A 13,623-nucleotide genomic window follows, 5' to 3' on the forward strand; every position below is an offset into this window, starting at 1 on the left:
ATGAGATTCAGAAAGATACATATTGTTGGATTATTGGTGACGGGGGCTTCCTTGTGGGTTCCTGTTGCCTTTAGTCAAACAGCAGATTACTGGCATGGAAAAGAGCGGACCTTACATTACCGTCCTGACGGTCAGGATATCGTACTGGTAAAAGGTACACGTAAGTTTAATCGTGCTTTGTATGGTACGAATACGGCCTTTCGCGTAGAAGCAGGAGATCGTCCCGAATTTGCCTTGTATATGCCCGGTATGGGCGGCAATCTGCAGTTTGTGCTCCAATCGGGTGACAAAATGATCCGGTTTGATGACCTTACACTGGCAGATGTACGTTATGCTTCCGGAAGTATGGTCTATACGATCAATGACAACGTTTTGGGCGGAGGACAATTGCAGATCACCGTATTGGCTCAGGCAGATGAAGAGGGGATGATCGTAGAGGTGAACTCCAAAAATGTGCCTGACGGAATAGCATTGATCGCTGTTTACGGAGGTGCAAGTGGAAAAACATTCAGTCGTGCCGGAGATATAGGAGCAGACCCGGAATCGAGTTTTTATCTGTTGCCGGAGTACTGTGAACATAATACCTATCAGATCAATAAAAATAACTTTCAGGTATCCTACCCCAATAAAAAGGGAGAACTGCAATATCTGGCCGGATCATTTTCCGGAAAACCGGAGGTCAGACTGATTAATGCCTCTGCGTTGAAAGATGTGGATCAGTTGTGGACCAGTAAGGCTTCAACAACTCCGGCGATAGCCGCAAAATATAAACTGAATCAAACTGCAACTGCCTATGTTGCTATTCAACGAGGACAAGGCAAAGGAGCAAAAGCACCTCAGCTCTCTCTCCAGAAACTGTTTGATCAAAGTAAAAATAAAGTACAGACCTTAGCCGGACGTATACGGTTACATACACCGGATGAGCATATCAATACGGTCGGAAGTGCGCTTGTGCTTGCTGCAGACGGAATATGGGAATCGCCTACCTATTTGCATGGTGCTGTCGCCTGGCGGATGCGGCTGAATGCCTGGAGAGGTGCATATGTGGCCAATCCCTTGGGATGGAATGACCGTGCAGAAGCCCATTTCAGAAGTTATGTCAATTCACAGGTTACAGAACCCGCAGTAGGAAAAGTTATAGCAGACACCGCACTTAATATTGCCCGGCATCTGGAAAAAATGGGTACGGCCATGTTCTCAAGTGGCTATATCTCCCGTAATCCGAATAACAATACGGTACCGCATCATTATGATATGAATCTGGTCTTCTTCGATCAGCTGTTTACACATTTTCAGTATACCGGAGACCGGACCTTCCTGAAAGAAGTCTGGCCGGCTATCAAGAGACATCTCGCCTGGGAAAAGCGGAATTTTGATATGGACGGAGATGGATTATACGATGCCTACTGTGCTATTTGGGCCAGTGATGGTTTGCAATATTCAGGAGGAGGAGTTACTCATACTTCAGCTTACAATTACCGGGGCAATATGATGGCTGCCCGATTAGCAAAAGTGATGGGGGAAGACCCTGCTCCGTATGCTCGGGAAGCGGAGAAGATCAGGAAGGCTTTACTGGCGAAGCTTTGGATCAGGGACAAAGGTTATTTTGCAGAATTTAAGGATTTACTAGGCGAACAGTTGCTACATGATCAGCCCGGAGTATGGACGATCTACCATGCATTGGATGGACGGTTTATGGATTCGTTTCAGGCCTATCAGGCATTACGTTATATAGATGATTATATTCCTCATATTCCTGTTCGTGTGGCTGATGTGAAAGATCAGGGCTTGTATACCTTATCCACAACAAACTGGCAACCCTATACCTGGTCAGTCAACAATGTGGCTTTGGCAGAGAATCTGCAGACAGCACTGGCCTATTGGCAGGCCGGTAGAGAAGGGAAAGCTTTTGAACTCTGGAAAAGTAATCTTGTAGAAAGCATGTTCTACGGAGCCAGTCCGGGTAATTTTCAGCAGCTTTCGTTCTATGATGGAGAACGGGGTGAATTGTACCGGGATTTTGCAGATCCCATCGGAGTAGCTTCCAGAACTCTTTTTGAAGGCTTGTACGGGATTTTACCGGATGCATTAGCAGATACGCTGACTATACAGCCGGGCTTGCCTGGATGCTGGGAGTACAGTACATTAGAAAGTCCGAATATTGATTTTGACTTTAAACTCCATAACAATGTGGAACACTATACGATCAGGCCTAAATTTCAGCAGAAGATGAACCTAAAACTGGTCCTGAAAGCCAGAAAAGCCGGCATCCTGTCGCTATCTGTTAACGGAATAGCAACGCCATGGAAAATGGTTGAAAATGCTGTAGGAGCAGCCAAAATAGAAATTGTTCCGGCAAAAGCGGATCATTACGATGTTCAGATCCGATGGGCAGATCAGGCATTCGAAAATATCAGTTATTCGCAGACCTCTTTAGCAGATACACATCTGTCTTTACAATCCGGTAAAGCCCAAATTATGGAGATAAATGATCCGCAGGGACTGCTCGAAAGTCAGGATATAAGTAAAGGCACATTTCAGTTTAAAGCAAAGCGCAACCGGGGAACTTTCTTTGTAAAGGTGAAACAACAGGATTTCAGCTGGTGGCAACCTGTGGATGTGCGTATTGCTGAACCGCTGGCGCTCACCGTAAAAGAAGATCCGGATCAAACATCCGTAACGCTGACGATGACAAATCAATCCGGAAAAGCGGTTGAGGGAATTTTGTTTATAGATCAGAAACAAGTACAGTCTGTTCAACTGGCTCAAAAGGAAACCCGCAATGTAGTGTTGCCGATGACCGTATTCCAATCAGGGACAAATACCCTTCAGCTCATGGAAAAAATGGATACACTCGGATCCGTTCAGTATAGCAATTGGACGTTGCCCTTAGCAGCTAAAGTCGAGGTTGTCGATCTGAAACCCTATTTTAACGATGCTGTTACGCAGCTTTTCCAGAATAAATACTGGAGTCCGCGTCCCGCCTCTCCTACATTGCAGCTACCTGTTCAGGGTATCGGAAACTGGTGCTATCCGAATACGACAGCAACTATTGATGATGCCGGATTACGTGCTGCGTCTGTTAACGGAGTTTTCAACCTGCCAAATGGATTGTCTTTCGGCATCTCAGCTGCTAAAGGAAATAATATCCTTTTCACTTCACAGTGGGATAATTTCCCGACAGAAAAAGCAATTCCGCTGTCAGGCAAAGCTAAACATGCCTACTTCCTGATGGCCGGTTCGACCAACCCTATGCAAAGTCAGCTGGTCAACGCCATCATACAGATACAGTATAGAGATGGAACGACGGCAGAACTTGCCTTGCGTAATCCTGAAAACTGGTGGCCCGTAGAACAGGATTTTTCAGAGGATCCCTATGCGTTCGTATTGAAACAGGATCGTCCGCTCAGGGTACATCTGAAAACGGGAAAAGTAGTCAAAGGAGGAGAAGCGAAATATGTAGAAATAAAAGGATTTACAAAACGGGGCATTGACGGAGGAGCCGCAACTGTACTGGATCTGCCCCTGGATGCTAGAAAAGAACTCAAAAGTCTCAAACTTAAAACGATTGCCAATGATGTCGTTGTAGGATTGATGGGGGTAAGTCTGTTGCGCTAAACCATCAGCTCCGCAGCAGGAGACAAAATATAAAACTAAAAAATGTTAAAGATAAAAGCTATGAAAATCAATTTGGGGATAATGCTGTCAAGACTGACTACAGCAGTCGTTTTGATGACGGTACCTTTTGCTGTACAACATACCGATGCACAGCAAAAGGATACCAAAATTGATCGTAAGAAAGTGGTTATGCGCCACAATGTTCAGAATACACAGTTAGATACTTTATCTTCTCTTACTATTGGTAACGGTAAATTTGCCTTTACTGTAGATGCTACAGGATTACAGACTTTTCCCGAATTGTATAAAGGAGGTGTGTCATTAGGGACGCAGTCAGAATGGGGATGGGATACTTTTCCGAATACGGGCAATTATAAATTTGAAGAAACGCTAAAAGCCTATGACTTTAATAATGAAGGCAGACAGGCACTCTATAGTATCCAATGGAAAGATGGCGGAAGAAACAGTGAAGCCACTAATTATTTTCGGGAAAATCAGCATCGTCTGCAACTGGGGAATGTCGGATTAGAGATTACAAAGAAAAACGGACAACCAGTGCAAGCATCAGATATCACATCGATCCGTCAGGAGCTGGATATGTGGACTGGTATTGTTTCCAGTTCTTTTGAGGTAGAAGGAGAGCCTGTGAAAGTATCCACTGCTGCGCATCAGGATCTGGATCAGATCGCTGTGAAAGTCAGTTCCGACCTCGTTAGACAAGGCCGGTTGAAAGTATTCATCCGCTATCCGTATCCGACAGCCAAATTTCTGGATGAAGGCGCATACTATGGACAGGAAGACCAGCACCAGACCAGCATTACCCATAGCAATAATACCGGCGGAGAGATTCGTCACCAGCTTCAGGGAACAGTATACCAGACCGTATTAGCCTATTCTAAAGGAATCGTTAAAAAAGGTAAACAAGCACATTACTTTGTATATGAACCAGTGAAAACGAACAGCACTTTTGAATTTAGTGCAGCATTTGCGCCGCAAACGATTAAGCATGTCCCGTTATATAAGGCTACAGAAGAAAGCAGTGTAAAAGGATGGAATGCCTTTTGGAAAAGCGGTGCAGCAATAGATTTTGAAGGTAGCACGGACAAGCGTGCCTTTGAATTAGAAAGAAGAGTAGTGTTGTCCCAGTACCTGACCAAAGTACAGTGTGCAGGCAACTATCCGCCTCAGGAAACCGGACTGACATTCAATAGTTGGTATGGTAAACCGCATACGGAAATGCATTGGTGGCATGCGGTTCATTTTGCCCTGTGGGGACGTGTGGATCTTATGGAAAAGAGTTTTGGATATTACCAGAATACATTGGAAAAAGCACGTGAAATAGCCAGAAGACAAGGATATGAAGGAGTAAGATGGCAAAAAATGTCTGATAACGAAGGAAATGAAAGCCCTTCATCCGTAGCTGCTTTCCTTATCTGGCAGCAACCCCATATTATCTATATGGCTGAACTGGCTTACCGGGATAAAAAGAATCCGGAAATCCTTGAAAAATATAAAAATCTGGTTTTTGAAACAGCAGAGTTTATGGCTTCTTATCCGACCTACGATAAGCAGAAGGATCAATATAATCTTGGAAAAGGAGTGATTCCGGCACAGGAAGTATTCCGGGCAGCAGACACACAGAATCCGACCTATGAATTAGCCTATTGGGACTGGGCACTGCGGATTGCACAGGAATGGAAAGTAAGACTTGGGCAACCCAGAGATCCGAAATGGGATACAGTTATCCAAAAACTGGCACCTCTGCCGGTACAGGGCGATGTATATCTCGCAAATGAAAGTGCAACCGATTCGTATACCAATCCGCGTTGGCTGACCGACCATCCTGCCGTACTGGGCGGACTGGGAATGGTTCCCGAATCGGCAAAGTTGAATAAGGTAATTATGAAAAATACCCTGGATACGGTTTGGAAAGTATGGTCATGGTCAGATACCTGGGGTTGGGATTTTCCGATGACAGCTATGAATGCTGCCCGGTTAAATCTGCCGGAAAAGGCTCTTGAGGCTTTATTTATGCCGATACGTACCAATACGTATTTGCGTAACGGACATAATTTTCAGGATGGAAGACTGCGTATTTATCTGCCTGGAAATGGTGGGGTACTGACGACTGTGGCGATGATGGCCGAAGGATGGGATGCCAGTACCGGTGAATTACCCGGATTTCCGAAAGACGGTACATGGAAAATTAAGAAAGAAGGTTTTCATAAGATGCCTTAATCAGTCAAGCAACGATCAGAAAAAAGTGTTATGAAAGGTTATAAAGCTGCCTTATTGTCGTTACTACTCATACATAGCGGATATGTGATGGCACAACGCGCTATGGAATATCTGGATCGCGGATTGTCCCTCACCAATGTAGATCCTCAGCATGTATTGCTGAGTTGGAGATTGCTGGGTACTGATCATCCGAATACCGGATTCAATGTGTTTCAAAAACAAACAAACGGCAAAGATATACTCATCAATCCGACACCGATCACAAACAGTACTAATTTACTTGTACCTGTCGCAGCAGATCCTGCCACTTTCTATGTCGAAACATTAAGGGAAAATAGTGCTAATGAGTACTCCGGAACGATTACTTTCCATCCTGATGACCGAAAGAATTATACCAGTATAGCCCTTCAGCCTCTGGAGGGTTATCGGGTGAATGATGCCAGTGCAGCCGATCTGGATGGAGACGGAATTTACGAATTGATTCTGCATCGTACTGGAAGGAGTAAGGATAACTCGCAGGAAGGATTGACAGATCGTCCTGTACTGGAAGCTTATAAACTGAATGGTACTTTTCTATGGCGGATCGATCTGGGGATCAATATCCGCGAAGGAGCGCATTACACCCAATTTATGGTATATGATCTTGACGGAGACGGACGGGCTGAACTTGTTTGCAAGACAGCTGACGGAACAAAAGATGCAAAGGGTAAGATAATTGGAGATGAAAAAAAAGACTGGCGCAATGAAGTAGGTCGAATATTAGACGGACCGGAGTACCTCACTGTATTCGATGGTCTTACAGGTGCAGAGCGGCATACTGTAGGTTATATCCCGGACCGTTATCCGGTAGACGGATGGGGAATCGGTAGCCATAATGATAGTAAGGGAAATCGTGCTGATCGTTTTTTGGCTGCGGTAGCCTATCTGGATGGTGAACATCCAAGTGTATTGATGTGCAGAGGATATTATGGCCGTTCAGCAATTGTAACCTGGGATTTTGTAGATGGTAAACTCCGCCCACGCTGGAAATTTGATTCACAGAATGGTGACAGTCCCTATTCAGGACAAGGATTTCATAATCTTAGTGTTGCTGATGTAGATAATGATGGTCGGGACGAGATTGTATATGGCTCAATGACTATAGATGATGATGGCAAAGCTTTATACAGCAGCGGATTTGGACATGGTGATGCGAATCACGTCGGAGACTTGGATCCGGACAGTCCGGGTCTGGAGATCTTTACGATTCACGAACATCCGAAAGAAGATAAACCGGGTGCAGTACTAAGAAGAGCTTCTGATGGCAAAGTGTTGTGGGCAAAAGCTTATGGTGTAGATGTAGGACGTGGTGTAGCGGATAATATTGACGACTCGAATCCGGGAGCAGAAATGTGGTTTTCAGGAGACAGAAATTTATATAACAGTGCCGGCAAGCGGATCGGCCGGGCGCCTAATTCTGCCAATTTTCTGATCTGGTGGGATGGCGATCTGGAAAGAGAACTGCTAAACGGTACTACAGTTTCCAAATATGGAAAAGGAGAAATTTTCAGAGCACAAGGCTGTGTATCGAACAACGGAACTAAATCAACGCCGGTTTTAAGCGCTGACCTGTTCGGAGATTGGAGAGAAGAAGTTATTTTTGCCAGCGAAGATCAAACCGAACTGCGCATATATGCAACACCACATCCTACCCCTCACAGGTTATATACTTTGATGCATGATCCGCAGTATAGACTCAGTATAGCCTGGCAGAATGTAGGCTATAATCAGCCACCCCATACCAGTTATTTTGTTGGTAAAGATATGGCGCCTATCCGGCAGCCGAATATTAAAATTGTAAAACCTGTACAACCGAAAGATGAAACGATCAGGCCTTAATATCTGCTTGTTAGCAGTCTTCCTCATGGCTGTATCTTTTACAGCTCCGCAACGCAGATCGGTAATCTTTCTGATCGGAGACTCTACCGTGAAAAATGGTAAAGGAAAAGGTGGCGCAGGACAATGGGGCTGGGGAAGTGTTTTGGAACAATATTTTGATACCACCCGGATCGATATTCAAAACCGGGCATTAGGAGGCACAAGCACGCGTACATTTATCAGTAAGGGATTATGGAAAAATGTGCTCGACCAGCTTAATAAAGATGATTTTTTAGTGGTACAGTTTGGACACAATGACGGTGGACCTTTAGATGATACAGCAAGAGCAAGAGGAACGATCAAAGGAATCGGAGATGAGGTAAAGACCATTTATAATCCTTTACTCAGGCAGGAAGAGGCCGTTCATACATATGGCTGGTATCTGACAAAGATGATACAGGAGGCAAAGCAGAAAGGTGCACATGTCATTATCTGTTCACCTATACCACGAGACAGATGGAAAGATCATAAAGTAGAGCGGGCTGAAGGAAGTTATCCCGCATGGGCTGAGCAGGTGGCACAAAACAATAAGGTTCCCTTCATTGATCTGCATAACCTGATCGCTGATGAGTATGACAGAATCGGCAAAGAAAAAGTTGCAGCTTATTTTACTGCTGCAGATCATACCCATACCAGTTATGAAGGTGCTCAAAAAAATGCACAAACCGTAGTACAGGCAATAAAAGAATTAAAACAAACAGAATTGAGGAATTATCTCCTGCCTTAAAAACACAAAAAGTAAAACAGAAGAACTAAACATATGAAGACGAATTCGTTGAAGAGCCTATTTACTATTTTATCCGTTTTTTTTCTGACTGTTCAGGTCAGCGGACAAAATTTTACAAGCAAAAAACAAGTTGTTAAAGATCTGCGACTGGCCAATGATTATTTTATGAAAAAATGGCCTGATCCTACAAAAAATATTATTACCAATAAAGAACGTACTTCTAATATCTGGACAAGAGGAGTGTACTATGAAGGATTGCTGGCATTCTATGGCATTGACCCGCAAAAACGCTATTATGATTATGCTGTAGAGTGGGCAGACTTTCATAAATGGCTGCCCGTAAGAGGAGAGCGATACACACGTCATGCAGATAATCAGAATTGCGGACAATCCTATATTGATCTCTACAGAATTGATCCTCAACCTGTCCGTATAGCCGGAATTAAGGAAAATATAGATTCTGTGATCCGCAGTGGTCGTGTCAATGACTGGACCTGGATAGATGCTATACAAATGGCAATGCCCATTTTTGTCAAACTGGGAGTGACCTATAATGATCCGTCCTACTTTGATGCCATGTACAAATTCTATCATCATATCAAATACAAAGAAGCACAGCACGGACTTTATAATCCGGAAGATCAGTTGTGGTGGAGAGATAAGGATTTTGTTCCTCCATATAAAGAACCAAACGGAGAAGATTGTTACTGGTCGAGAGGTAATGGCTGGATAGCAGCTGCACTGGTGCGTGTACTGGAAGAACTTCCAAAAACGGATCCACACTATCAGGAATACGAAACGGATCTGAAAAATCTTTTGGCTGCTCTCGTTCCTTTACAACGAAAAGATGGATTCTGGAATGTAAGTTTGCATGACCCTGATCATTTCGGAGGGAAAGAAGCTTCAGGTACAGCTTTATTTGTCTATGGTATGGCCTGGGGAATCAATAATGGTATTCTGGATAAGAAAATATATCTGCCGGTAGTACAGAAAGCCTGGACCGCACTGCGCAAAGAATCCCTACACAAAAATGGATTCTTAGGCTATCTGCAGGCAACCGGAAAGGAACCAAAAGACGGTCAGCCTGTCACTTATACCAGTGTGCCGGACTTTGAAGACTATGGATTGGGATGCTTTTTATTGGCCGGAACCGAAATATATAAGTTAGTTAATAAATAGATTGTTTATGAGTTCCTGATAGGGAATTAGATGATTTTATCAGTAGGTGAGTTATGATTTTTAAGAAGATAATTACTGCAGCAATCATGCTGGGGACGTTTTCTCTGGCTCAGGCACAGCGATCAGACTGGCCGGCATTGCAAAACAGTATGAAGCCTTGGGTAAGATGGTGGTGGATGGGAAGTGCAGTCTCTGATACAGAAATATCGGCATTACTCCGACAGTATCATGATGCAGGATTAGGAGGAGTGGAGATCGCACCTATCTATGGTCCCAAAGGAGCCGAGTCCGCATTTATTCCACATCTTTCATCGACATGGGTAGATCGTCTTCAACATACCTTAGCTACTGCTGATGAAATCGGTATGGGCGTAGATCTGACAAACGGTACCGGCTGGCCATTCGGAGGTCCTCAGGTAACAGAAGAATATGCCGCCAGCAATATCATTGTCAACACATTTAGTGTAAGCAAAGGCCGGAACAATCTGGAGATTAGCTGTAAAGATCCGAAACAAAAAGATCCGCCGTTAATTTCGCTGCTTGCTTACGGTCCTGAAAATCAAAAGATCGATCTTCTGAAACAGGTCAAAGGAGGAAAACAATTGAACTGGACGGCTCCTGCAGCCGGATGGACAATATATGCCGGATTTTTGGGTAAGACGCGTCAAAAAGTAAAACGTGCAGCTCCCGGAGGAGAGGGCTATACCTTAGATCATTTTTCGGGGAAAGCACTGCATGCCTATTTAAAACCTTATCAGGAAGCATTAAAAACACAACCTCGTCATCCCAGAGCATACTACAATGATAGCTACGAAGTATACGGGGCAAACTGGACAGCAGAGCTTTTTGATTATTTCCAAAGGATAAAAGGATATGACCTTCGTCAGTACATCGGAGAAGTATTCGGAGATGTAAAACATCCGAATCGGGACAGAATCAAAGCGGATTACCGGGATATCGTATCACAGCTGTTATTGGAGAACTTTACCAAAAGCTGGACTTCGTGGTCTCATGAAATGGGATCTGTAACCAAAAATCAGGCACACGGATCACCGGGTAATCTGTTGGACCTGTATGCTGCCGTAGATATACCCGAAACAGAAACATTCGGATCCAGTTATTTCCCGATTCAGGGATTAAGAAGGGATAGTGCCGATGTCCGCAAAGTGGATCCGGATCCGATGATGCTGAAATTTGCATCCTCAGGAGCACATGTATTGGGAAAAACACTTGTCTCGGCTGAGACATTTACCTGGCTGACCGAACACTTCAAAACATCATGGGCACAATGTAAACCTGAAGTCGAACAACTTTTTCTGTCCGGTATCAATCATGTGTTCTATCACGGTACGACCTACTCTCCGGCAGATCAGCAGTGGCCGGGATGGCTGTTCTACGCATCTGTCAATTTCGTTCCGACGAATAGTCTGTGGTCACATCTGGACGGACTGAATTCTTATGTAACCCGTACACAGTCCATACTGCAATCTACAGCTAATGATAATGAGGTATTACTGTACTGGCCTGCACATGATATATGGAACGATGATAAGGGAACCCTTAAATCCTTGACCATACATAATATTGATAAGTGGCTGCATCCCTCTGATTTTTATAAGGAAGCAGTACATCTGCAAACGAGCGGTTATTCCTTCGATTTTGTTTCGGATGAGCTCCTGAAAGGCATGATTGCAGACGGAGACCAGTGGAAGTTAAAGAACAGCAATACGGATTTATCCTATAAAGTACTGATCGTACCCAAGGTCGAATACATGCCGGTAGAGACATTGGAGAAAATAATAGAAATCGCAGAACAGGGAGGGAAAGTAATATTTCATCAGTTACCGGCAGATGTTCCCGGATTTAAAGATCTGGATAAGCGACGTCTGATCTTTAATAAGATACTAGGTCCCTTGAAAGATAAGCGCCGGATAGTTATCGGGAAAGGGGAGATTGTGATTGGTAATGATATCGTAAACAGTCTGTCTGAGATGAATATAAGAGGAGAATCTCTTATTCAGAAAGGGTTGAAATTTATAAAACGCAAAAAAGGAGATCAAACCTACTATTATGTCGTCAATCATTCGGATCATACCATCGATGAGCAAATTATCTTTCAGACAAAAGCAGCATCATGGAAAATAATGGATCCGTTGAGTGGACAGGTAGGCAAAGCTCAGTTTGATAACGCAAAACCAAGTCAGGTCCGAGTGAAAATCAGATCTGGTGAAGCACTGTTCTTTGTAGCAGATAAGGCTGTTCAGCCTGCCCTTGCGGACTGGAGCTATCTGGATCATCAAAAAGGTGAAGTACAGCTGAATAATAACTGGTCCCTGCAATTTGCAGAAGGAGGACCTGTTATTCCGCAATCAAAGCAACTCTACAAATTACAGCCATGGACTTCTCTTTCGGATTCTATAGCAGATAACTTTTCCGGAAAAGCAGTGTACAGCAGTCAGTTTGAAATGACGGAAGTACTTGCGGACAAACACTATGTGCTACAGTTAGATACCCTGTACGAATCTGCGAAGATCAGGATCAACGGGCAGGATGCAGGACAAATATGGAGTTTGCCCTATAGTCTGCCATTAGGTAATATATTAAAAAAGGGAACGAATACAATCGAGATAGAAGTCGCTAATCTAATGGCAAACCGTATTCGTCAAATGGACCGGAACGGGCAGAAGAGACAGGACTATTATGACACTAAATTTGTCAATATAGACTATGAACCATTCCGTGCTGATACCTGGTCAGTCATGCCTTCAGGACTCGCAGGACGTGTCATTATCAAAATATATGACTAAAAAAACAGGAATGTAAACCCGATAATTGATTTTGAATCAATATATTTGTTAGACCTTTTATCTACACTATATATGCGATCTAATCACCTACATGCCGTATTACAACTTGATAAGACGTCTGCTGCGCCGAAGTATCTTCAGCTGGCCAATGCGATTATGAAAGCTATCCGTGTGGGGGATTTATCCAAAAATGATCTTTTGCCTTCCATCAATGAACTGAGTGCTATACTGGATTTGTCACGTGATACTATAGAAAAGGGATATCGCTATCTCAAGAAAAACGGGATTATCCTATCCGTACCCGGAAAAGGCTATTTTATTGCACATACGGATCTGGATAAAAAAGGTTATATAGCTTTGTTTTTCAATAAATTGAGTGCGCATAAAAAGATCGTGTATGATTCCTTTGTCAAGACAATGGGCGAAGACTACGGCATTGATCTTTTTGTATATAACAATGACATCAATTACTTCAAATCCCTTCTTAAAAACCTTAACAAAGATTATCAGCATATAGTTGTGATCCCTCATTTTATCAAAGGAAAGGATCAGGAAATAGATATTATCCGCGAGATTCCGAAGGATAAACTGATCGTGCTGGGAAAAGAATTACCCGAACTGCAGGGAGAGTATGCATGTGTATACGAAAACTTTGAAAAGGATATCTATAATGCCCTTAAACAGGCTAATAAAAGTCTGGCCAAATATAAAACGCTCAAACTTATCTTTCCGGACAATAGTTATTTTCCCAAAGGAATTATCAAAGGATTCTATAAATTCTGTCAGGAATTCAAATTTGAACATCTTCTGGTCAGCAATATTCAAAAGGAGCAGATCAGTGCAGGAGAAGTATATATCAATCTTATCGAAGAAGATCTTGTTCGTCTTCTGGACAAAGTGCTCTCGCTGGATCTGGAAATAGGAAAAGATGTAGGAGTGATATCCTACAATGAGACACCCCTCAAAAAATTCATCCTGAGTGGCATTACAACCATTTCTACCGACTTTAAGGAAATGGGTAAACTGGCTGCAAAAGTAATCCTTAACAAATCTACAGCTAAGATCGAAGTTCCTTTTTATCTGAAGATGCGAAATTCTCTATAACCTGTTTTTCCCGGAAACACAGCCTGCGGAACA

Annotated in this window: 7 protein-coding genes; all 7 read left to right on the forward strand. The window is 43.4% G+C overall.

The window, feature by feature from the left end; translation table 11 throughout:
• The 7 genes from I6J03_RS11665 (at position 1) to I6J03_RS11695 (ending at position 13,590) form a co-directional block, all read left to right on the forward strand.
• On the forward strand, positions 1-3,618 hold the full coding sequence (locus I6J03_RS11665; RefSeq protein ID WP_003011407.1) for a DUF4450 domain-containing protein: 3,618 nt from the start codon (positions 1-3) through the stop codon (positions 3,616-3,618).
• A 60-nt stretch (positions 3,619-3,678) separates the two neighbouring features.
• Complete coding sequence (locus I6J03_RS11670; RefSeq protein WP_232279839.1) at positions 3,679-5,856, forward strand: hypothetical protein; 2,178 nt, start codon at positions 3,679-3,681, stop codon at positions 5,854-5,856.
• A gap of 30 nt (positions 5,857-5,886) precedes the next feature.
• Entirely contained in the window at positions 5,887-7,734 is a 1,848-nt protein-coding gene (locus tag I6J03_RS11675; protein ID WP_201693687.1) for a rhamnogalacturonan lyase, read from the forward strand.
• Between the two features lie 25 nt (positions 7,735-7,759).
• Positions 7,760-8,500, forward strand: coding sequence for a rhamnogalacturonan acetylesterase (locus tag I6J03_RS11680; protein ID WP_201693689.1), 741 nt, complete (start codon positions 7,760-7,762; stop codon positions 8,498-8,500).
• 33 nt (positions 8,501-8,533) lie between these two features.
• Positions 8,534-9,679, forward strand: a complete 1,146-nt coding sequence (locus I6J03_RS11685) for a glycoside hydrolase family 88/105 protein (RefSeq protein ID WP_003011397.1) — start codon at positions 8,534-8,536, stop codon at positions 9,677-9,679.
• A 53-nt stretch (positions 9,680-9,732) separates the two neighbouring features.
• Positions 9,733-12,486 carry a glycosyl hydrolase gene (locus tag I6J03_RS11690; RefSeq protein WP_201693690.1) on the forward strand — a complete coding sequence of 918 codons (2,754 nt, stop codon included), beginning with the start codon at positions 9,733-9,735 and terminating at the stop codon, positions 12,484-12,486.
• 72 nt (positions 12,487-12,558) lie between these two features.
• Positions 12,559-13,590, forward strand: a complete 1,032-nt coding sequence (locus I6J03_RS11695; RefSeq protein ID WP_003011390.1) for a GntR family transcriptional regulator — start codon at positions 12,559-12,561, stop codon at positions 13,588-13,590.
• The last annotated feature ends 33 nt before the right edge of the window (positions 13,591-13,623 follow it).

Source organism: Sphingobacterium spiritivorum (genome assembly GCF_016724845.1).
Lineage (GTDB): Bacteria > Bacteroidota > Bacteroidia > Sphingobacteriales > Sphingobacteriaceae > Sphingobacterium > Sphingobacterium spiritivorum_A.